This is a genomic window from Clostridium intestinale (genome assembly GCF_035905475.1).
GTDB lineage: Bacteria > Bacillota > Clostridia > Clostridiales > Clostridiaceae > Clostridium_T > Clostridium_T intestinale.
In genome coordinates, this window is the sequence record NZ_CP121166.1 from 4,121,262 (window position 1) to 4,144,113 (window position 22,852).

The following is a 22,852-nucleotide window of genomic DNA, read 5'->3' on the forward strand; positions in this document are numbered from 1 at the left end:
ATGTCTATATTTTATTGTTTAATATTATTTAAATATACTTGATTTTATATTATACTTGTTATATATTATATATAACAAGTATAATATGATAAAGGAGGAGATAAAATGCTCATAAGAATTGATTTTCAAAGTGATGTTCCTATATATCTTCAGCTTAAAAATCAAATAGTCCATGGAATAGCAAGTTCAGAACTTCAGCCGGAAGAAAGCCTACCTTCTGTTAGACAAATGGCTGAAGACATTGGCATAAATCTTCACACTGTAAATAAGGGATATAACCTATTAAAGGATGAAGGGTTTGTTACTATTGATAGACGTAAAGGTGCAGTAGTAAATGAAATACCTATTAAGCCAAGCGAAAAGGTTAAGGAAACTTTAAAAGATGAGCTGAAAAATATAATTGCTCAAGCGCATTGTTTTGGAATGGATAAAGAAGAGTTTATAAATGAGTGTTTAAGCATGTATGACGAATATAATAAATAAACCTCAAGGAGGGGTGTTTTATGAATAACGAATTAATTAGTAATGTGATGTCAGTTTTCATTTTTGCTTTGTTATATTTGACCTTTTTAGTTACCCCTAAGATAACTAGAAAGGATTTAATATTTGGTGTTTCTATACCATTGGACAGGACTAAAGATGAAGAAATAAAAAAAATATCTAGAAGTTATTATATTGAACTAACAGGAATAACTTTAATTATTGCCATAATATATTTTATAATATTAAACAATGTTTTGAACCACCCATTAACTTTAGTATTATTTACTTTTGTTATTATTGGAGCATATTTTGTAGTATTTTTAAGAGCTAATAAAAAGATGAAAACATATAAAAGTAAAAATAATTTTATGGGTAATAAAAAACAGGTGGTTTATGTTGATACCAATATGTCTAAAACCTTAAGAAAAGATGCTGTAATACATCCTGTTTGGTTTATTATACCTGGAATTATAGCTTTAACTAATTTAATTTTGCCACTTATGAATTACGATAATCTTCCAGAAAATATAGGTACACATTGGAATATACAAGGTGTTGCGGATAGATTTGTGACTAAATCTATGGGTTCAGTTATAAGTACTGGATTAATACCTTTAGTATTAGTTGGAATTTTAGCTTTCACAAATTACTCTATTGCTATAAGTAAAAATAAAATTGATGCAAGTAATCCTGTTAAATCTTCACAAAAATTATTTAAGTTTAAGAAAATTAATTCAATAATGATATATTGTTTAACTATTGGATTAACTCTTTTATTAACAACATTTAATTTAAAATCTTGTAATATTATTTCTTTTGATTTAGCTAAATTTTCACCAGTTTTAATTATATTTTTCCTAGCAGTAGTTATAGGTCCTATTATTATAAGTATTAAAATAGGTCAAGGTGGAAGCAATATAAAGGATAAGGATGAATCAGATATAAATTCTGATGTTATAAATGTTGATGACGATGAGTTTTGGATACTTGGATCTTTTTACTATAATCCTAATGATCCATCAATATTTGTAGAAAAGCGTTTTGGAACTGGATGGACAATGAATTTTGGCAATAAAATATCTATTATTATATCGATAATATTTATAATATTTGTAACTATAATGATGCTAATGCCAGTTATATTTTCATAAAGTAAAGTAGGGGTGTGTTGATATGGTAAGTAATAATGTAATAATTTCAATGCTTATAGTAATGCTAGTTTGTGTATTATTTCCTATAGGTATATTTATATATTTCAAAATTAAAGATGGGATATCTATAAAGACAACCTTAGGGGGAATAATAGGCTTTGTATTATTTGCACTAATATTAGAGCAAATACTTCATAAAGTTGTAACATCATCAAATATAATTCCAGTAAACACTTTAGCTTTTGGGATATATGGGGCGCTGGCTGCTGGAGTATTTGAAGAAACAGGAAGATTTTTGGTTTTCAAAACTTTTTTAAAGAATAAAAGAGAATGGAAAGACGGACTAGGATATGCTATAGGTCATGGAGGAATAGAAGCTATACTAGTTGGAGGATTGAGTTTTCTGAACTCTTTAATAATAACTTTTGCATTAAACTCAGGCACTTTAGATACGATGCTAAAGGGACAAAGTGAATCTATGGTTGAAGGTATTAAATCTTCTGTAATTAATGCAACTCCTTTAATGATTGGGGTTGGAGGTATTGAGAGAATATTTGCATTTATGGTTCAAGTAGGACTTACTTTTGTAGTGTTTTATGGAGTCAAAAAGAGAAAAAATATTTATCTTTTATATGCAATATTGCTCCATGCATTAGTAGATTTTATTCCTGCTTTATATCAAACCAAGATAATAAGTAATGTTTTTATAGTAGAGGCAGTTGTAGGTATATTTGCAATTATAGCAGTAGTTTTTACTATAAGAAGTAGAAAAATATTTGAGAATATTGAATAGAAAATAAAACTCTGAGAATAATTTTTTGTCCTCAGAGTTTTTTCTATTTACAATAAAATATTTTAGGAATATATTGTATTTACAGTTAATTTCCCTAATATGTTTCCAGTTGAAAATGATGAAGAAGAGGTAGAGAAAATGACCCGTATATTACTTGATGGAATAAGAAAATAATTATAAATATAGGAGGCAACTTACCATGCACAGTAATTCTGTTATTTCTGTACAAAATATTACACAGAAGTTTGGTTCCAATACAGTACTTGATGATGTAAGTATTGAGGTTAAAAAAGGTGAGGTATTAGGTATTTTAGGACCTTCTGGTTCTGGAAAAACAACTTTAGTTAAGTCTATAGTTGGAATGCAGACACCGAACTTAGGAAGTATTGAAGTGTTGAATACTAAAATTCCATCATTAAAGGTAACATCTAAGGTTGGTTATATGGCTCAATCTGATGCCTTATATGAGGACTTAAATGCAATGGATAATCTTTTGTTTTTTGCTGAACTTTATGGATTAAAAGTAAAGAAAGCAAAAGAGAGGGCTAGGGAGGTTTTAAAACTTACACATCTTTTAGAAGATGAAAAAAAGGCTGTGAGAAACTTCTCTGGTGGAATGAAAAGAAGACTATCTCTTGCGATAGCTTTAATACACGCCCCTGAGATTTTAATATTAGATGAACCAACAGTTGGAATAGATCCAGTGCTTAGACAGGAGTTCTGGGGCAAGTTTAATGAACTTAAAGATAGTGGTTGTACTATAATAATTACTACTCATGTTATGGATGAAGCTGAAAAGTGCGATAGATTAGCTCTTATAAGAGATGGAAAGATAACGGCATTATCTTCTCCAGAGGACTTAAAAAAACAAGCTAAGACTGAAACTATAGAAGGTGCTTTTTTGTATTTTGGAAGCTTAAAGGGGGAGAAATAATATGAGAAGTATTACTGTTGCTAAAAGGGTTATGAAACAGATTATAGGAGATAAACGTACCATAGGAATGATGTTATTAGCACCTATATTTGTTATCTATCTTTTTAGTATAATATTGACTTCCGCTCCAGAGAAGGCAAAGGTTGATGTAATATCAGCACCAGAAGAGTTTATAGTTTTCCTTAAAGATGAGGCAGAGGTCATAAATGTATCTAATGAAAATGAAGCTATAGATAATCTTAAAGAAAAGAAATCAGATGGATTTATAAATTTTAGTGGAGATAAATCAGAAATAACTATTGATGGTTCAGAGCCTAATACAGCAAAACTTACAATAAATTCAGTAAGTAAGGCACTGTCATCTTATTCAGAAGATAAATTATCTGTATTTATACAAGATATCAGTAAAACCTTAAAGGGAAATGCCGTGAAAATAGATATGCCTAATAAACCAGAGATTAATTATCTTTATGGCGCAGAAGATATGGATTTATTTGATGTTTTAGCACCAAGCATGATGGGATTTTTTATATTCTTTTTTGTATTTCTAATAGCTGGAGTATCTTTTCTAAGAGAAAGAATAAGTGGAACATTAGATAGAATATTAGCTACGCCTTTAAAGAGAAGTGAGATAGTGCTTGGATATTTTATAGGCTTTGGTGTATTTGTAGTTATTCAGACTGTAATTATACAACTGTTTATGTTTTATGGATTAGATATAAATTTAAAAGGCAGTTTTTTAAGTGTATTATTAATAAATATAATACTTGCAGCTGGATCACTGTCCTTAGGAACATTTTTATCATCATTTGCAAGAAATGAACTTCAGTTATTTCAGTTTATACCAGTTATAATAATTCCTCAGATTCTATTTAGCGGCATATTTAATCTGACAGAAGCTCCAACATGGGTACATGTTTTATCTAAAGTATTTCCTCTTACCTATGGAGCAGAAGCTTTAAAAAATGTTGCTATAAAAGGATACACTTTAGGGGAAGTTTCTTTTGATGTTTTTATGCTTGCAGGATATGCAATATTATTTATAATGCTTAATATATTAGCTTTAAAGAAATATAGAAGGATTTAGAAGTAAAAAAAGTAGTTTTTATCAGCTTAAAAACTACTTTTTTTGTACATTATACTATTCTAAACTAAATACATAGATAAACATAGTACATAGTAAAACTAATCATTTAGTAAAACTAATCAGTTAGGTAAAAATAGTACATAGTAAAGCTATGTATTTAGGTAAACACAGTATGCAGTAAAACTTAAAATCAGAAGGATTTTAATGAGGATTAAAAATAAGCCTCTGAAGAGCTACAGTGTAGACAATTCTTTTATAGCTTTAATCCCGATCTCAATTTCATCACTGGTATTAAAGTAAGAAAAACTAAATCTTACTGCTCCTTGCTCTTTAGTGCCTAAAGCTTCATGCATAAGTGGAGCACAGTGAGCACCAGCTCTTGTTGCTATTTCATAGTTATTCCAAAGTTCATCACATACAAGGTTTGAATCATAATCACCAAGATTTAAAGTAACTATAGGAGCTCTTAAAAACTTTGAGAAGTCTCCATAGATACGTATATTTTGAATATCTTTAATTCCATTATAAAACTTCCACATATGAGAGAGTTCCTTTTCTCTTATTTTATCTATTCCTATTTCATCTATAAATTCAAGTCCTGCTAAAAGTCCTGCTATACTGTGGCTATTAACTGTTCCTGCTTCTAAAGCATCGGGCATTTCTAGGGGATGGGACTTTGAATATGAGTGACTTCCGCTGCCTCCTGTTTTTAATGGACGTATTGGAAGATTATCTTTTATACATACTCCGCCTGTACCTTGGGGACCCATTAAAGATTTATGTCCTGTAAAGCAAATTATATCAACATTATCTCTGTGCATATCTATAGGGAAAACTCCAGCAGTTTGAGAAGCATCTAATATAAATAGTAGATTGTTTTTTTTGCATATTTCTCCTATAAGTTTTATATCTATAAGGTTTCCTGTAAGATTTGAACCATGGGTGCACACTATGGCTTTAGTGGTTGATTTAATTTCTTTTTCTATTTTAGAGTAATTTAAAATTCCATTTATATCAGAAGGAATTATGGATAAATCAATTCCTTTTTCTCTTAAAGCATAAAGTGGTCTTAAAACAGAATTATGTTCAAGTTCTGTAGTTATTACATGATCACCTATGATCAGACAACCGTTTAAAGATATATTTAAAGCTTCTGTAGAATTTGAAGTGAAGGCAACATTTAGAGGATTACCAACGTTAAATAGTTCTGAAACTTTTTCTCTGGTTTTATATACAAGTCTAGAAGCATCAAGAGCTAAAGAGTAAGAGCCTCTAGAAGGATTTCCTAAAGTATTTATAGCATTTGCAACAGCTAGAGCTACAGTATCTGGTTTTGGGAAGCTTGTAGCTGCATTATCAAAATAAATCATTATATTTGCACCTCATAATTTTATGATATTATATCATTATAACAAATTTACTAGTAGGTGATTAAGATGAATGAAGAAATTTTTAATTTAATTGCGTTTAACTCAACAAGTAATGCTATAAGAGCAGAGAAGGAATTGAAACTAAACGATATAGAGGTTAAAGTTTTACCTGTACCTAGAGAGATAACAGCAAGTTGTGGTTTATCTATAAAAATAGAAACTAAGGATTTAGAAAAAGCTGTATCTACTCTTAAAGAAGGAAGTATTGATGTAGCTGGATACTACAATGTTAGTAAGATTGGATTAAATAGAAACATAGAAAAAATAGAGCTTTAAGGGAAATCGCTATAAGGTAGATAGAAATTATTCTACAGTATAGTGATTTTTTTGTTATATAGGTTCATATAATTTTTATTTCTTGGGGCATAATAATTTTATTAATCAGAAAAGTGAGGAGAGGATTACATGCTCTATGGATATATAACTATATTAGCAGTAATTGTAGTAGCTATACTTTATATGTTATTAAGAGGCAGAGGAGAAGAAGACCATAATTTAATGGAGGATGTTCCTAGTATAAGTATAAATAAAGAAAGCTTAGAAAAGCATGCTTTTCAGATATCACAATATTTTTCTACCATTACAAGGAAGTCCAATTGTAGAAGAAAATTAATTAAAAGCTTAGACAATAGTTATGGTCATATAATTAAGACTTATGAATATTTAGATAAGCAGGTTAAACAAAGGAAAGAAATTCTGCCAGCAGCTGAATGGATGATAGATAATTTATATTTAATTGAAAGAGAATATAAGGACATAAAACATAATATGCCAATGTCATATTATAAGGGGCTTCCGGTAATTAAAAAAGGGATAATGAAGGGATATGCTAGGTGTTATCACATAGCAGTAGAACTTATTTCGCATACAGATGGAGCCGTAGATGAAGAGATTATAGAAACCTTTATAAAGGCATATCAAAAAAATTCTGTTCTTACCACAGGAGAGCTTTGGGCTTTACCTATTATGATAAGGATAGCTTTAATTCAAAATATAAGTAAGATAGCAGAAAAAATAATTTATGCACAACAAGAAAAACAAAAGGCAGAAACTTTAGCTGAGAAAATTATAGAGGCATATAATAATGAAAGACTTGAGGATGAACTTAGAAGGATATCCTTAGAGGAAAATATAGAGTATAGTTCACATTTTGTGGAAAGATTACTTAAGGTTGTTAGAGATAATGGTGTAGATAGAGCACCATTTTATAAGTGGATAGATGATAGACTGATTTTGCAGCAAACTACAGCTGACAAAATGATAATTGTTGAGCATCAAAAGCAAGGAAGTTATCAGATATCAATGGGAAATTCAGTTACTAGTATAAGAGCAGTAGCTGCAATAAATTGGAGAGACATATTTGAAGAAATAAGTATGGTGGAGAAAATATTGCAAAATGATCCAGCTAATATTTATTGTAATATGGATTTTGAATCTAGAGACTATTACAGACATAAGATAGAAAAATTATCAAAAACAATAGATGTAGATGAGGTTGTTATAGCACAAAAAGCTATTGAGTGTGCCAAAAATGCTGATAGTGATGAAGCTTATATAAGACATATAGGTTATTACCTTATAGATGATGGTATAAGTAAATTGAAAAAAGTGGTTGGTGGAAAAAGAAGTATAAAGGATGGTTTTGAAGGTTTTATATTTAAGCATAAAACTTTCTTATACTTATGTGTTATAACAGTTGTTACTATTTTATTAAGCTTTACATCTATAGGAATGGTAAAGAATTCTCTAAATCCTATTACTTATGTAGTAGCTTTTTTGGTTCTTCTTATACCTTGCAGTGAAATAGTTATCTCTATATTACATTGGAGTATAAATAAATTATTAGATCCTAAATTTATTCCTAAAATGGAGCTATCAAAGGAATTGCCAGAGGATTGCACATCCATGGTTGTAATTCCAACTCTATTAAGTAATAAGGATAGAGTTTTGGATTTGATAGGAGATTTGGAAGTATATTATCTTGCAAATCAACATAAAAATCTATACTTTGGGCTTTTAGGAGATTTTAAGGACGGTAAAAATAAAGAAGAAAAAGAAGATAAACACATATTAGAATTAGCTTTAAATGAAGTAAAAAGATTAAATGATAAATATTCAAATAATGGTGAAGATATATTTTATTTCTTTAATAGATATAGACAATATAACGACAAGGAAAATATATGGATTGGATGGGAAAGAAAACGTGGTAAGCTCATGGAGTTTAATGCTCTACTAAGAGGAGCTAAAAACACAAGTTATGATACTATAAGCGGAGATATTACAAAACTTCAAAAAGTTAAGTATGTAATAACCTTAGACGCAGATACTCAATTACCTAGAGAAACTGCAAAAAAACTTATAGGGGCTATGTGTCATGTGCTTAATAAACCTCATGTTGATGAAAAAGATAAAAGGGTTAAAAGAGGATATGGCTTAATGCAGCCTAGAGTAAGTGTTGGTACTATTGCAGCTAACAAAACTGTTTTTTCAAAGATTTTCTCTGGGGAAACAGGGATAGATAAATATACTACTGCTATATCAGATGTATATAATGATTTTTTTGGCGAGGGCATTTTTACAGGGAAGGGAATTTATGATGTAGATATTTTTAACTACATGCTTAAAGATGAGATTCCAGAAAACACAGTGCTTAGTCATGACTTATTAGAAGGTTCTTATGTAAGGACAGCATTAGTTACAGATATAGAACTTATAGATGGGTACCCAGCTTATTATAATTCTAGCTCTATGAGACTTCATAGATGGGTAAGAGGAGATTGGCAGATTATTAAATGGATTACTAAAAAGTCTCCTTTAAACACTGTTTCTAGGTGGAAGATATTTGATAACTTAAGGAGAAGTATTTTAGCACCATCTATTATATTACTGACACTATTATCTTTTGTTATATTTCCTCATAGTGAAGAATGGATTGTAATAGCTTTATTAGCTATTTTATGTCCTATTCTTTTTGATGTGTCAGAGGCAGTAGTTTCACCTATTAAGGGGATAAGTTTATCAGGGAAAATAGGAAATGGGAAAACGGCATTAGAACAAACTTTATTGATTTTTTGCTTTTTACCTTATCAAGCTTATTTAATGATGAATGCTATAATAAAAACTTTATATAGAGTTTTTATTAGTAAAAAAAATCTTCTTGAATGGCAAACAGCAGCAGATGTTGAGTCAAAGCTTAAGAGGGGAATGAAGGATTTTATTTCGTTTATGTGGCAAGGGTCTGCTATAGCCCTATTAATTTTGGGAATTTCTTTCTTAAATTCCACAGAAGCGGGGTTATTAATACTTCCTTCATGTATTTTATGGTTTTTAAGCCCAGTAGTTGCTTATTATATTAGTAGTGATATACCTTTAACTCGTTTAGATATAAATAAGGAAGATACTCATTTATTAAGAATTTTAAGTAGAAAGACTTGGGCATATTTTGAGGATTTTGTTAATAAGGAAAACAACTGGTTAGCACCTGATAATTATCAGGCTGATCCTCCAAATGGAGTAGCTACAAGAACTTCGCCTACTAACATGGGAATGGGAATTACATCTAATTTAGCGGCCTATGACTTAGGATACATAGGGGTAATAGAAACTGTAGATAGATTAGAAAAAATACTAACTAGTATGGATGGGCTTATAAAATATAAAGGACACTTTTATAATTGGTATGACACAGTAAGTAAAGAGCCTTTATATCCAAGGTATGTTTCTACAGTTGATAGTGGAAATCTAGTAGGATATTTATGGGTGGCTGAGGAAGCCCTTGAAGAATATAAAAATGATATTATAGTTAATAAAAGGAAGATAGATGGGTTATGTGATGTTTTAGAGTTATGCAACGAAGAAATAGAGTTAGCCTCAGGAATAAAAGAAATCTATTCACCTATAATAAGTGATATTAGAGAAGTAGATTTAGATATTATAAGTTGGAGAAATCTTTTAACTAATATAAGAAATAAAGCCTTAGAAGTTGATAAGATTGATGGCTGTAGAAACTTGTATTGGAACAATAAGTTAAAAAGTTCTGTAAATAAGTATTTAGGAGAAATACAAAGGATATTCCCTTGGGTAGATATATTTATACAAAACATATCTTCAATGGATACCAAAGAAGAGGATCTTAAAAAGATTCCTTCTAATACTAAATTAATAGAGCTAAATAATAAAATAGATGAAGTTATTTCAGGTACCAATATAAATGAAGTTTGGTGGGAAGAGTTTAAACTTCTTTTTAATAACGGAAAAGATGAAGTAAATAAAATAATCAATAAAATTAATAGAGTAAAAGATAATTTACACAGTATGGCAGAGAATACTGATTTCTCAATTTTATATAATAAAAGCAGAAATCTTTTTGCTATAGGATATGACATAGAGAGAGATGAGCTTGGAAATTCTTATTATGACTTACTTGCATCAGAATCAAGGCAAGCAAGTTTTATAGCAGTAGCCAAAGGTGATGTGGAGCAAAGACACTGGTTTAGTTTAGGAAGAGCAATGACTCTTATGGATAGTGGAAAAGGTCTTGTTTCTTGGTCTGGAACTATGTTTGAATACTACATGCCCCTACTTATTATGAGAAACTATCCAGATACTCTGTTAAATGAGACTTATAGAGAAGTAATAGGTGTTCAGCAGCGTTACGGAAGGAAAAGAGGGGTGCCTTGGGGAATATCAGAGTCAGCATTTTATACATTTGATATCTCAAAAAATTATCAATATAAAGCTTTTGGAGTTCCAAGTATTGGCCTAAAAAGAGGGTTAGCAAACGAGTTAGTAGTATCTCCATATTCCACAGTAATGGGACTTCAAATAGATTTTAAAGGTTCTTTAGAGAATATAAAAAGTCTAAAAAATGAAGGGCTAGATGGGAAATATGGTTTCTATGAAGCTATTGATTATACAAAAGATAGATTATCTAAGGACGTAAATAAGGCCATAGTTAAATGCTTTATGGTTCATCATCAAGGTATGAGTTTAATGGCTTTAACAAATGTATTAAATCATAATATTTTTCAAGATAGATTCCACAGAATACCTAGAGTTAAGGCTACTGAACTACTACTTCAAGAGAAGGTATCTAAGAGGGTTGTATATGATAGACCACAAAAATTTGAACCTATAGAATTAAACTTAGAAAAACAAGATATCGTAGTAAGAACCTTTAATACTGCTAAGAGTAAATATCCAGAGGGTCATCTTTTGTCTAATGGTAATTACTCAACCATGATAACTAATAGTGGAAGTGGATACGGTAAGCTAAAGGATATGACTGTTTACAGATGGAGAGAAGATCTGACTTTAGATAATACAGGAATGTTCTTTTATATAAAGAATTTAAATTCTAATGAGTATTGGAGCGCAGCTTATTCACCATGTGGCAATGAAGGAGAAGAGTATGAGGTTATATTTTCTCTAGATAAAGCTGAGTTTAGGAGAAAAGATGGTAATCTTACAACTTATTATGAAATAACTGTGTCTCAAGAGGACAATGCAGAAGTAAGGAGAATATCCATAACTAATCACAGTGAACATAGCAGAACAGTAGAGGTAACAAGTTATGCTGAAGCTACTCTTGCACCTTATAATGCAGATATAGTTCATCCAACCTTTAGTAACTTATTTATAAGAACTGAATATGTTGAAAGTCCTTCTTGTGTAATAGCTAATAGAAGACCAAGAGCTAAAGGGCAGAAAAAACCTCATGTTATGCAAACTATAGCAGTTCAAGGAGAAGCTATAGGAACCATACAATATGAAACTAGCAGAGCTAATTTTTTAGGTAGAGGAAGAGCGGTATCAAATCCTATAGTTATGGATGATGAAACACCACTTAAAAATACAGTAGGTGCAGTACTCGATCCTATAATAAGCATGAGAAGAAGATTAAAAATAAGACCAGGTGAAACAGTAAAGATAGCTTATACAACAGCAGTTGGGGATTCTAGAGAAGAAGTTATAGAATTAGCAAAAAAATACTCAGAAATGAGAAATGTTGAAAAGGTATTTGAAGCTTCTTGGACTCAGACGCAAATGGAAATGAAATATTTAGGAATAAAGTCTACACAAGCAAATATATATCAGCTTATGGCTTCAAAGATATTATTCTTAAATAACTCGCTAAGAGAAAGAGAAGATTATATTAAAAGGATTAAGAAGGCTCAATCATCCTTATGGCCTTATGGTATATCAGGAGACGTACCTATACTTTTAATAATAATAAGGGATGAGAAGGATTTGTATTTAATAAAGCAAGGACTTCAAGCTCATGAATATTGGGATAGAAAAGGTCTTAAAGTAGATTTTGTAGTATTAAATCTACAAAATACTCTATACATTCAACCCCTACAAGAAGCTATAAAGGATATTGTAAATTCAAGCTATGCAAGGGATAGACAAAATATTCAAGGAGGAGTGTTTCTACATAGCAAAGGAAGTATGGCTCAGGATGACATAGAATTTTTAATATCCATAGCTAGATTTTTTATTGATGGAGACAAGGGAAGTTTAATAGAACAAATAGAACTAGTAAGTGAAGAGGAAGATAACATAGAGTATTTATCTGTAAAAGAAAAAGACTATGGAAATATTCAGTATTCATACCCAAGCAAAAATCTAGATTACTATAATGGAGTAGGTGGATTCGACACAGAAAATGATGAATATGTAATAATACTTAAGGACAATAAGACCACTCCTGCACCTTGGATTAATGTAGTATCTAATGGAGACTTTGGGTTCCATATATCAGAAAGTGGAAGCAGCTATACCTGGTATAAAAATAGTAGAGAAAATAAGATAAGCACTTGGTCAAACGATCCTATAACAGACCCATTAACTGAAGGCTTATATGTAAGAGATGAGATTACAGGAAAGGTATGGGGAATATCCGCAAGACCACTTAGAGATAAGGGAGAATATATAGCTGAACATGGTTTTGGATATTCTAGGTTTAAACATTTCTCACAAGGAATATTAGGAGAAATGACTACTTTCTGTCCTATGGATGAAAGTGTAAGAGTGGAGATAGTAAAGTTAAAAAATCATACTAATGAAGAGAGAAAATTATCATTAACCTATTATTCAGAGCTTTCATTAGGAGTAGTACCTCAGCAGACTGTTCAATATATATCAAGCTATTTAGAGGAAGACTTTATATATGCTCAAAACCCTTATAGTGAGCACTTTGGAAGGGCATTTGCATATCTTACTATATTAGGTGGAGAGGATAGAAGCTTTACTGGAAATAGAAGCGAGTTTTTAGGAAGAGGAGGAAACGTTGAGGAACCTGAAGCTCTGAAGAAAGCTAGGTTATCAAATGTTACTGGAGCAGGATACGACCCTTGTTTAGCTTGTAATACTAAGATTTCATTAAAACCAGATGAAGAAATCGAATTAATAGTATTATTTGGGCAAAAAGAAGGAATAGAAAATATAAAAGCCGTAATTAATAGATTTAAAGATATTAGTTATGCTGATAACTCATTAGTAGAGGTTAAGAATTTCTGGAGGGATTTACTTCATAGAGTTCAGGTTAAAACACCAGATAAAACCATGGATATTATGCTTAACGGATGGCTTATGTATCAAACTCTCGCTTGTAGGTATTGGGCTAGAACTGCATTTTATCAATCTGGTGGAGCTATGGGCTTTAGAGATCAACTTCAAGATGTTATGTCTATAGGATTTTTAGATTCAAGCTTTACTAAAGAGCAAATAATACGAAGTGCAACAAGACAATTTGTAGAAGGTGATGTTCAGCATTGGTGGCATCCAGTTGTTAATAGTGGTATAAGAACAAGATTTTCTGATGACTTGTTATGGCTTCCTTATGTAACTATAGATTACATAAAAAACACTGGAGATTACAGTATATTAGATGAAGAAGCAGTATATCTTGAAGATGAACCATTAAGAGAAGGGGAAGATGAAAGATATAAGGTTACTCCAGAATCAGATAAAAAAGGAAGTATATATGAACACTGTATAAGAGCTATAGAAATTTCTTTAAGATTTGGGGAACACAACATTCCACTTATGGGAAGTGGAGACTGGAATGATGGTATGAGTACTGTTGGGAACGAAGGAAAAGGAGAAAGTGTATGGCTTGGTTGGTTCCTATACAGCATACTAGATAACTTTAAAGAAATTTGTAAACATAAAAATGATGAAGAAAAGTTTACACGTTATGAGGAAATGAGAGACTTTATAGGAGAAAATCTAGAGAAAAATGCTTGGGATGGAGGCTGGTATAGAAGAGCCTACTTTGACGATGGAACTCCTCTTGGTTCAATAGAAAATGATGAATGTCAGATAGATTCTTTATCTCAATCTTGGGCAGTTATATCTGGAGCAGGAAGAAAAGAGCGTGTAGAAGAAGCAATGCGTGCCTTAGAAAAATATTTAATTAAAGAAGATAAAGGAATAGTACTTCTACTTACACCACCTTTTAATAATTCTAAGTTAGAACCTGGATACATAAAAGGTTATATTGCTGGAGTTAGAGAAAATGGAGGTCAATATACCCATGCAGCTACTTGGGTAATATTAGCTATGGCGAAGTTAGGTTATGGATATAAGGCATGGAAAACATTCCATATGATAAATCCTATAAACCATTCAAAATCTCATCTAGAATGTGAAAGATATAAAGTAGAACCTTACGTAATGACTGCCGATGTATATGGTGCAGAAGGTCATGAAGGAAGAGGTGGTTGGAGCTGGTATACTGGAACTTCTGGATGGATGTTTAGAGTAGGTATTGAAGGAATCCTTGGGCTTAAGCTAAAAGGAGATAAGGGATTCATTATAGAACCAGCTGTTCCAGATGAATGGAATGAATATGAGATTAACTACAGAAAAGATAAATGCTCCTATAACATTAAGGTTGTTAGAGGAGAAAAGAAAGAAATTTATCTTGATGGTAAACTATTAGAGGATAATCTAGTTCCATATTTAGAAGATGGAGAACATATAGTTAAAGTAATTATATAATGAGAAGGGATCATTGTGATAAATTATTGCAATGGTCTCTTTTTATTTTATCCTGTAGGAGCGGTCCTAAGCTCCATTAGATTCCCTATATCTGCTTCCTTTTAGAAGCTCGAAGAACTTAATTAAATTCATTATCTTTCTCAGCGTTAGACTTATTAAGAACAAAGTAAACTTTTAAAAAAGCCTTGCTAATGAATTAAGGCAAAGTCAAAATCCATATTGAACAATAGATGAATAGAAAAATATTTTTATAAAAGATGAATAATGAGTGGGAAGAAAAGTAGACTACCCAGTGTCAAAGTGTCAAAGTGTCAAAGTGTCAAAGTGTCAAAGTGTCAAAGTGTCAAAGTGTCAAAGTGTCAAAGTGTCAATATGGCATTATGTTGTACTTAGAAGGGATTTAATGAAACTCTTGAGAAAAAGAGTTTTTACAGAATATAAATTGACAGATTTACCTATATATAGCCGTATATATATGTGAAGGGGGGATAGGGAAATGAAAAAACTAAAATTTTTATTTATTACATTACTTTCAGTCATAATTTTAACAGCTTCACTAGTTGGTTGTGAAGGTAAAAAAAATGATGTTCCAAGGGTTAAAGGGTTATTTTATAAAGTAGAAAAGGATGGGAACTATTTATATCTTGGAGGTTCTGTTCACGTAGGAAAAGAAGTTAAATTTATAGATTCAGTTGAAAAGGCCTATAAAGAATCTATTGGACTTGGAGTAGAAGTAGATATACAAAATAGCATAGAAGGATTTATATCCGAAAACAAAAAATACTTTATAGTAGTTGGAGCGGGTCACATAGTTGGAGAAGATGGAATTATTAAAGCCTTAGAAGATAAAGGTTACTCAATTACTAGACTTGAATAATAAATAAAGGAGTTTCTATTAGGAATGAAGTGATAGAGGCTCCTTTTACCTTTAATTAAATAATAGTTTAATTGTTCTAGCAAGATAGGTACTTTATACTAACGCATATTTCTATAGTTAACAAAATGACTAATAGATTAGAACATACCCCTATAAAAAGGGATCTCATTCTCTTCCTCAGCTTCAGTCTAATCCTTTTACTTATTAAAAACAAAGTAAACTTTTTTGAAAAAGATCTTGATAATAAGTCACGGAAAAGCCAAAATGCCTATTGAAGAATTGAAGAATTGAAGAATTGAAGAATTGAAGAATTGAAGAATTGAAGAATTGAAGAATTGAAGAATTGAAGAATTGAAGAATTGAAGAATTGAAGAATTGAAGAATTGAAGAATTGAAGAATTGAAGAATTGAAGAATTGAAGAATTGAAGAAAAAAGGAATCTAATGGAGTTTGAGAAGAAACTCCTACAGGGCAGTAGTGCACATCTATTCGGTAGACACGCACTGCTTATCTGTAGAAGTTCGAAGAACTTCATCAAATCCCTTCTCTTCCTTAGCGCCAGTCTAATCCTTTTATACATTAAGAAGAAAGCTCATTAGTGAATAAATACATAAACTTATGAAGAAAATAATTAGAGATAAAACATAGGAGGAAGATAGAGATGAAAAAAATATTTACTTTAATACTTACGTCAATGCTTTTAGTTGGATGTACAGCAAAAGATTCTGGTGCAGCTAAGAATGCCGAAAATGCTACACTTTTAGATAAGGTTAAAAAGGCAGGAGTTATAAAAATAGGCACTGAAGGTACTTATGCACCTTTTACATACTATGATAGTTCGGGGACTTTAACTGGTTTTGATATAGACATAGCAAATGAAATAGCTAATAGGCTTGGTGTCAAAGCAGAGTATGTTGAAACAAAATGGGATGGAATGTTTGCTGGGTTAGATGCAGAAAGATTTGATGCTATAGCTAATCAAGTTGGAATAAAAGCAGAGAGGCAAGAAAAATATGACTTTTCAGATCCATATATAGTTTCAAAAGCAGTTCTTATAGTTAATAAAGATAATACAGATATTAAAACTTTTGATAATTTAAAAGGAAAAAAGTCAGCTCAAAGTTTAACTAGCAACTTAGCTGATATAGCAAGGAAGTACGGAGCTGAAATAGTTCAATCTGATGGATTTAATCAGTCTATAGATTTATTAACCTCAAAAAGAGTTGATGCTACAGTTAATGATAGCTTGTCATTTTATGATTTAAATAAACAAAAACCTGATTTAGGGGTAAAAATTGTGGCTGAATACGAAAATGCAGATAAGTGTGGAATAATGTTTAGAAAAAATAATAAGGAACTAGTTGATGCTGTTAATAAAGCGTTAGCAGATATGAAGAGTGATGGAACATATTTAAAAATATCAGAAAAATGGTTTGGTACAGATGTATCTAAATAGAAGGAAAAGCTTATGAATTTTGATGAAAGAATAGTAAGGATAGTTAAAGATTCCTTTTTTCCATTACTTGAGGCTGGAATTAAGTTTACAATACCTGTAGCTGTTATATCATTTGTACTAGGACTAATATTAGCATTGTTTATAGCTTTAATGAGAATATCAGGAGCTTGGCTATTAGAGGGAATAGCAAAATTTTATGTATGGATAATAAGAGGAACCCCTTTATTAGTACAGTTATTTATAATTTTCTATGGATTACCTAAAATCGGAGTCATATTAGCACCACTTCCATCAGCTATTATTGGATTTACTATGAATATGGGTGCGTATAATTCTGAGGTAATAAGAGCGGCAATAATATCTATAGCTAAAGGACAATGGGAAGCTGCCTATTCTATAGGAATGACTAAAAGGCAGGCTTTAGATAGAATAATTTTACCTCAAGCTGCAAGGGTATCAATACCTCCATTATTTAATTCTTTTATAAGTTTGGTTAAGGACACCTCTCTTGCAGCATCTATAACTTTGACAGAAATGTTTCAAGTAGCACAGAGAATAACAGCAGCCACTTATGAACCTCTTGTATTGTATTGCGAAGCTGCATTTATTTATCTGATGTTTTGTACAGTATTAACCTTTATTCAAGGATGGATAGAACACAGATTAGATAGATACGTAGCTAAATAATTGGAGGAATTATATGATTAAAATAAAAGGCTTAATGAAGAGGTTTGGGGATAATTTAATATTAAAAAATGTAAGTTTAGACATTAATAAAGGTGAAACTGTTGTTATAATTGGACCATCTGGATCTGGAAAAACAACTTTTTTAAGATGTATTAATTTACTTGAGATACCTAATGATGGAGAAATAAATTTAGGAGAAAACAAGATTAATTTCCATGACCCAAATAAGGTCAGTCAAAAAGAAATATTAGAACTTAGAAAACATACAGGCATGGTGTTTCAAAGTTTTAATCTTTTCCCACATAAAACTGTAGAAGAGAATATTATAGAAGGACAGATTACTGTTCTTAAGAGAGGTAAGGGAGAAGCTATAAGTAAGTCAGATGAGTTACTTAGTAAAGTAGGGTTAAGTGATAAAAAGATGAGCTACCCTCATGAATTATCAGGAGGGCAACAACAAAGAGTGGCAATAGCTAGAGCCATGGCCATGGATCCAGCGGTAATCTTATTTGATGAACCTACATCGGCGTTAGATCCAGAGCTCGAGGTTGAGGTTTTAAATGTAATGAAGGAGCTTGCAAAGGAAGGAATGACAATGATTGTAGTAACTCATAAAATGAGCTTTGCAAGAGATGTGGCTAATAAGGTTGTCTTTATGGATAACGGAATTATAGTTGAAGAAGGTACACCAAATTATATATTTAAAGAGTCAAAAAACGAACGATTAAGACAGTTCTTGAACATAATAAATGATTAGTATAATTGATATATTAATTAAAATACACTTGAATATATAATGAATTAATAAGTGTTGAGAAAAATATTTTATAATCTATTAAAAATATATTGGCAATATTAATACTCATATGCTATACTAATAGTATTAACAAAGGCGTTTTCAGTAACATGAAAGCGCCTTGTTTTTTATTATTGAATAGATATATAGACAATGAAGTCAATTTCTTTATTTCAAGAAATTGGCTTTTTCTGTTTAAGTATAAATAAGGTGGTGCAAGATGAAAAAAGTAATTATTAAACTAGATCATGTTGATAAATGTTTTGAAAAAAATCATATAGTTAAGGATTTATGTTTGGAAATTTATGAAGGTGAATTTTTAACAATGCTTGGACCCTCAGGATGTGGAAAAACTACTACCTTAAGAATGTTGGCAGGCTTTGAGGATTCAACTAATGGAATTATAAGTGTTGAGGGAGAGGATGTTCGTAATAAGGCTCCTTATGAGAGAAATTTAAACACAGTTTTTCAAAACTATGCACTTTTTCCTCATATGAATATTTATGATAATGTTGCCTTTGGGCTAAGCATGAAGAAGGTAAACAAGGCAGAAATTAAAGAAAGAGTTAAGGAAATGTTAGAGCTAGTTCAGCTTAAAGGGTTTGAGAAAAGAAAGCCAGATCAACTTTCAGGAGGTCAAAAGCAAAGAGTAGCTATAGCTAGAGCTCTTATAAATAAACCTAAGGTGCTATTACTTGATGAACCTTTAGGAGCTTTGGATTTAAAGCTTAGAAAACAAATGCAGATGGAGCTTAAAAGGTTACAGAAAAAACTTGGAATTACATTTATATATGTTACCCATGATCAAGAAGAAGCGCTTACTATGAGTGATAGAATAGCCATTATGAATGGAGGAATATTAGAGCAAGTTGGAACTCCAGATGAGATATATGAAAGACCAGTATCAAAATTTGTTGCTGATTTTATAGGGGAATCAAATATATTTTCTGGAACTATTAGAGCAAATAATGGAGATTATTTAAAAATAGATGTTGATGAAGGACAAGTGGTCTCTTATGCTAAAGGGTTTATGGAGGATGAGCATGTATATGTATCAGTAAGACCTGAAAAAATCAATATGTCCATGCAATCCATAGAGGGGTTTTCTTTAGTAGGTATAGTTAAAGAGCATGTATATGTTGGATCTATGATTAAGAGTATTGTAGTTTTATCTTCGGGAGAAGAGATAAAAATAAATAGGTTAACAGGAGAGGATTTAATTCCAATAGGCAAAAAGGTATATATACATTGGAATGTTAAAGATGCTGTAGTTATGCACTCAAAAGACAATGAGGAGAAATTTATAGGGGAAGAGAGAGGGTTAGATTTTATAGAAAATAAAAGGACTATAAGTGTATAGGGGGGATAGAATGGAGACAGTTAATAAAAAGCTAGTTAATAATTTTAATAAGGCAATAATACCGATAATCACTATGGTGGGACCAGTTACTTTTTGGCTTTTACTATTTGTATTAATACCTCTTATATATGTTCTTGGAATTAGTTTTATGGAAAAGGGGGTATATGGTGGCGTTGAAGCTACTTTTACCTTAGCTAATTACAAAGCGCTATTTGATCCTTTATACCTGAATATATTTTTAAGATCCTTAATTATAGCAGCAGCTACTACTTTTTTGTGTTTAATAATAGGATATCCTTTTGCATATTTCATATCAAAAAGATCACCAATGACAAGGGTAATATTATTAATGTTAGTTATAATACCCTTTTGGACTAATTCCTTAATCCGTACTTATGGGTGGATTATTATTCTTAGAACTGAGGGGTTATTAAATCAAGTACTAATGACATTTCATATTATTAAAGAACCTTTAAAGATAATGTATACCAATATTGCTGTAATGATTGGCATGGTATATACTCTATTTCCATTTATGGTATTGCCTTTATATTCTTCAATTGAAAAACTAGATAAATCTCTACTTGAAGCGGCAAATGACTTAGGAGCTAAACCTAGGAATTCATTTTTAAAGGTGACTCTTCCTTTAACTAAATCAGGGATTTTTGCAGGTTCTATATTAGTATTTATACCTACTTTAGGGTACTTCTTCATTCCAGATTTATTAGGTGGAAGCAAAATAATGCTTATAGGGAATTTAATAAAAAATCAATTCTTAACAGCAAGGAATTGGCCTCTCGGAGCAGCTTTATCTATGGTATTAATAGTATTAACAATAGTTCTTGTTGGAGTATATTCAAAAACTGGAGGAGATATGGAGGACATAGGAAGGGGATTTTAGTATGAATAGAAGTAAAAAGTTATTTAATATATCAACGTTAGTATATGTATGTCTTGTTTATTTGTTTTTATATCTGCCTATTTTTGTGTTGGTATTATTCTCTTTTAATAGTTCAAAACTAAACATTAATTTTGAGGGATTTACTTTAAAGTGGTATGGGGAGTTGTTTTCAAATGGACCACTTCTTGAAGCCTTAAAGAATACAATGATAGTTGCTTTTTTTAGTACTTTAGTTTCTGGAATAATAGGAACAATAGCGGCTGTGGGAATGTATAGGTACAGCTTTAAGGGCAAAAGTGTAATAGATAGTTTATTATATGTACCAGTAGTTATTCCAGAAATAGTTTTGGGAATTTCATTACTTTCATTTTTTTCACTTATAAAAATAGATTTAGGTTTATTTTCTTTAGTGCTTGCCCACGCAACCTTTAGCATACCTTTTGTGGTCATAACTGTAAGATCTAGACTCAGTGGGTTTGATAAATCCATAGAAGAAGCAGCTATGGATTTAGGTGCTAGTAGATTAAAAACTTTTTTAAAAGTAACTTTACCTATTATATGGCCTGGAGTAATGTCAGGGGTACTACTAGCATTTACTTTATCTTTAGATGATGTAATAATAAGCTTTTTTACTACAGGTCCACAAAGCAATACCTTACCTTTAAAGATTTTCTCAATGGTTAAAACGGGAGTTACTCCTGATGTAAATGCACTTTCAACTTTGATGCTGGTAGCAACCTTTATGGTAGTTGGAGCGGCTCAATATATACAAATAAGAAAAGAAAAAAGTTTAAATTACAATAATGATTAAGAGGGGTGTAGAAATGAAATTTAAAAAGGTTTTAGGGATTTTATTAACAACTACTATTTTAGTTGGGGGGCTATACGGTTGTGGAAAGAAGTCTTCTGAAAGTAAAGGTGAGTTAAATGTTTTTAACTGGACAGAATATTTACCACAATCTGTTATTGATAAATTTCAAGAAGAGTATGGAATAAAGGTTAATTATAGTAACTACTCTTCAAATGAGGAATTACTAGCAAAAGTTCAAACGGCAAATGAAGGAACTTATGATATTGTGGTACCTAGTGACTATATGGTAGATATAATGATTAATAAAGGACTACTTGAAAAGATAGATACTGATAAGCTTACAAACTTTAAAAATTTAGATGAGGCGTATTTAAATCAATATTTTGATAAAGGAAATGAATATTCGGTTCCTTATGTAGCAGGTGCGGCAGTTATTGCAGTTAATAAAGATAAGGTTAAGGAGAATATAACATCATTTAAAGATCTTTTGAATTCTAAATATAAAGATTCTATAGTGGCTTTAGATGACCAAAGAGCTCTTATAGGTATTGCACTTAGAGCATTAGGATATTCAATGAATGAAGTTGATGATAAAAAACTTCAAGAAGCAAAAGAATATCTAACAAAATTAAAACCTAATATAAGAAGTTTCGATAGTGATAGTCCTAAAACCTCAATGATAAGTGGAGAAACTTCTATAGGCTTTATGTGGAATGCTGAAGCTGCACTTGCTTACCAAGAAAATAAAAATATACAACCAGTTTTTCCAGAGGAAGGGACTTATTTGTTCTTAGACAATATGGCTATTCCTAAAGGTGCAAAAAATAAAGAGGCAGCTGAGAAGTTTATAGATTTTATCCTTAGACCAGAAATAACAGAAATGATAGCAGAAGAATATCCTTATAAAATTGTAAATAAGGCAGCTTATGATTTATTACCAGATGAGTATAAAAATAATAAGGCTTCAAATTTACCTACAGAAGTATTCACAAAAGGAGAATATGTTAAGGATGTTGGAGAATCTACATCAAAGTTTGATGATCTTTGGAATTCATTTAAGCAATAGTTATGAAGGAG

The 22,852-nt window shown here is 30.9% G+C and carries 16 protein-coding genes; 15 read left to right on the top strand and 1 reads right to left on the bottom strand.

Annotation, left to right across the window (positions count from 1 at the left end; genetic code table 11):
• Positions 1 to 105: 105 nt before the first annotated feature.
• From P8F83_RS20965 to P8F83_RS20985, 5 genes are all read left to right on the top strand, one after another.
• Positions 106 to 483, top strand: coding sequence for a GntR family transcriptional regulator (locus tag P8F83_RS20965; protein ID WP_326512528.1), 378 nt, complete (start codon positions 106 to 108; stop codon positions 481 to 483).
• Between the two features lie 20 nt (positions 484 to 503).
• A complete protein-coding gene (locus tag P8F83_RS20970) occupies positions 504 to 1,634 on the top strand; it encodes a DUF1648 domain-containing protein (RefSeq protein ID WP_326512529.1) in 1,131 nt (376 codons plus the stop codon).
• 22 nt (positions 1,635 to 1,656) lie between these two features.
• Positions 1,657 to 2,427, top strand: coding sequence for a YhfC family intramembrane metalloprotease (locus P8F83_RS20975; RefSeq protein WP_326512530.1), 771 nt, complete (start codon positions 1,657 to 1,659; stop codon positions 2,425 to 2,427).
• A 199-nt stretch (positions 2,428 to 2,626) separates the two neighbouring features.
• Complete coding sequence (locus tag P8F83_RS20980) at positions 2,627 to 3,361, top strand: ABC transporter ATP-binding protein (RefSeq protein WP_326512531.1); 735 nt, start codon at positions 2,627 to 2,629, stop codon at positions 3,359 to 3,361.
• A 1-nt stretch (position 3,362) separates the two neighbouring features.
• Positions 3,363 to 4,448 carry an ABC transporter permease gene (locus tag P8F83_RS20985; RefSeq protein WP_326512532.1) on the top strand — a complete coding sequence of 362 codons (1,086 nt, stop codon included), beginning with the start codon at positions 3,363 to 3,365 and terminating at the stop codon, positions 4,446 to 4,448.
• A gap of 233 nt (positions 4,449 to 4,681) precedes the next feature.
• Here the strand turns inward: P8F83_RS20985 and P8F83_RS20990 are convergent, their stop codons facing one another.
• The gene (locus tag P8F83_RS20990; RefSeq protein ID WP_326512533.1) at positions 4,682 to 5,818 is read right to left on the bottom strand and encodes an aminotransferase class V-fold PLP-dependent enzyme; all 1,137 of its coding nucleotides are present in this window, start codon (positions 5,816 to 5,818) and stop codon (positions 4,682 to 4,684) included.
• A 66-nt stretch (positions 5,819 to 5,884) separates the two neighbouring features.
• Here P8F83_RS20990 and P8F83_RS20995 point away from each other — a divergent pair, with 66 nt between their 5' ends.
• The 10 genes from P8F83_RS20995 (at position 5,885) to P8F83_RS21040 (ending at position 22,841) form a co-directional block, all read left to right on the top strand.
• The gene (locus P8F83_RS20995) at positions 5,885 to 6,154 is read left to right on the top strand and encodes a putative Se/S carrier protein (RefSeq protein ID WP_326512534.1); all 270 of its coding nucleotides are present in this window, start codon (positions 5,885 to 5,887) and stop codon (positions 6,152 to 6,154) included.
• 129 nt (positions 6,155 to 6,283) lie between these two features.
• A complete protein-coding gene (locus P8F83_RS21000; protein ID WP_326512535.1) occupies positions 6,284 to 14,887 on the top strand; it encodes a glycoside hydrolase family 94 protein in 8,604 nt (2,867 codons plus the stop codon).
• Positions 14,888 to 15,383: 496 nt separating this feature from the next.
• Entirely contained in the window at positions 15,384 to 15,764 is a 381-nt protein-coding gene (locus tag P8F83_RS21005) for a TraB/GumN family protein (protein ID WP_326512536.1), read from the top strand.
• 661 nt (positions 15,765 to 16,425) lie between these two features.
• Positions 16,426 to 17,220: an amino acid ABC transporter substrate-binding protein gene (locus P8F83_RS21010; protein ID WP_326512537.1), complete on the top strand. Its 795-nt coding sequence runs from the start codon at positions 16,426 to 16,428 to the stop codon at positions 17,218 to 17,220.
• A 12-nt stretch (positions 17,221 to 17,232) separates the two neighbouring features.
• The gene (locus P8F83_RS21015) at positions 17,233 to 17,907 is read left to right on the top strand and encodes an amino acid ABC transporter permease (RefSeq protein ID WP_326512538.1); all 675 of its coding nucleotides are present in this window, start codon (positions 17,233 to 17,235) and stop codon (positions 17,905 to 17,907) included.
• 13 nt (positions 17,908 to 17,920) lie between these two features.
• Positions 17,921 to 18,664, top strand: a complete 744-nt coding sequence (locus P8F83_RS21020; protein ID WP_326512539.1) for an amino acid ABC transporter ATP-binding protein — start codon at positions 17,921 to 17,923, stop codon at positions 18,662 to 18,664.
• Between the two features lie 259 nt (positions 18,665 to 18,923).
• Complete coding sequence (locus tag P8F83_RS21025; RefSeq protein ID WP_326512540.1) at positions 18,924 to 20,063, top strand: ABC transporter ATP-binding protein; 1,140 nt, start codon at positions 18,924 to 18,926, stop codon at positions 20,061 to 20,063.
• 10 nt (positions 20,064 to 20,073) lie between these two features.
• Complete coding sequence (locus P8F83_RS21030) at positions 20,074 to 20,964, top strand: ABC transporter permease (protein ID WP_326512541.1); 891 nt, start codon at positions 20,074 to 20,076, stop codon at positions 20,962 to 20,964.
• A gap of 1 nt (position 20,965) precedes the next feature.
• Positions 20,966 to 21,775 carry an ABC transporter permease gene (locus tag P8F83_RS21035; protein ID WP_326512542.1) on the top strand — a complete coding sequence of 270 codons (810 nt, stop codon included), beginning with the start codon at positions 20,966 to 20,968 and terminating at the stop codon, positions 21,773 to 21,775.
• A gap of 13 nt (positions 21,776 to 21,788) precedes the next feature.
• A complete protein-coding gene (locus tag P8F83_RS21040; RefSeq protein ID WP_326512543.1) occupies positions 21,789 to 22,841 on the top strand; it encodes a polyamine ABC transporter substrate-binding protein in 1,053 nt (350 codons plus the stop codon).
• The last annotated feature ends 11 nt before the right edge of the window (positions 22,842 to 22,852 follow it).

Bases quoted from the DNA above. Each gene is read 5' to 3' on its own strand.
- P8F83_RS20965 (WP_326512528.1), top strand. From the start codon at position 106: ATGCTCATAAGAATTGATTTTCAAAGTGATGTTCCTATATATCTTCAG.
- P8F83_RS20970 (WP_326512529.1), top strand. From the start codon at position 504: ATGAATAACGAATTAATTAGTAATGTGATGTCAGTTTTCATTTTTGCT.
- P8F83_RS20975 (WP_326512530.1), top strand. From the start codon at position 1,657: ATGGTAAGTAATAATGTAATAATTTCAATGCTTATAGTAATGCTAGTT.
- P8F83_RS20980 (WP_326512531.1), top strand. From the start codon at position 2,627: ATGCACAGTAATTCTGTTATTTCTGTACAAAATATTACACAGAAGTTT.
- P8F83_RS20985 (WP_326512532.1), top strand. From the start codon at position 3,363: ATGAGAAGTATTACTGTTGCTAAAAGGGTTATGAAACAGATTATAGGA.
- P8F83_RS20990 (WP_326512533.1), bottom strand. From the start codon at position 5,818: ATGATTTATTTTGATAATGCAGCTACAAGCTTCCCAAAACCAGATACT.
- P8F83_RS20995 (WP_326512534.1), top strand. From the start codon at position 5,885: ATGAATGAAGAAATTTTTAATTTAATTGCGTTTAACTCAACAAGTAAT.
- P8F83_RS21000 (WP_326512535.1), top strand. From the start codon at position 6,284: ATGCTCTATGGATATATAACTATATTAGCAGTAATTGTAGTAGCTATA.
- P8F83_RS21005 (WP_326512536.1), top strand. From the start codon at position 15,384: ATGAAAAAACTAAAATTTTTATTTATTACATTACTTTCAGTCATAATT.
- P8F83_RS21010 (WP_326512537.1), top strand. From the start codon at position 16,426: ATGAAAAAAATATTTACTTTAATACTTACGTCAATGCTTTTAGTTGGA.
- P8F83_RS21015 (WP_326512538.1), top strand. From the start codon at position 17,233: ATGAATTTTGATGAAAGAATAGTAAGGATAGTTAAAGATTCCTTTTTT.
- P8F83_RS21020 (WP_326512539.1), top strand. From the start codon at position 17,921: ATGATTAAAATAAAAGGCTTAATGAAGAGGTTTGGGGATAATTTAATA.
- P8F83_RS21025 (WP_326512540.1), top strand. From the start codon at position 18,924: ATGAAAAAAGTAATTATTAAACTAGATCATGTTGATAAATGTTTTGAA.
- P8F83_RS21030 (WP_326512541.1), top strand. From the start codon at position 20,074: ATGGAGACAGTTAATAAAAAGCTAGTTAATAATTTTAATAAGGCAATA.
- P8F83_RS21035 (WP_326512542.1), top strand. From the start codon at position 20,966: ATGAATAGAAGTAAAAAGTTATTTAATATATCAACGTTAGTATATGTA.
- P8F83_RS21040 (WP_326512543.1), top strand. From the start codon at position 21,789: ATGAAATTTAAAAAGGTTTTAGGGATTTTATTAACAACTACTATTTTA.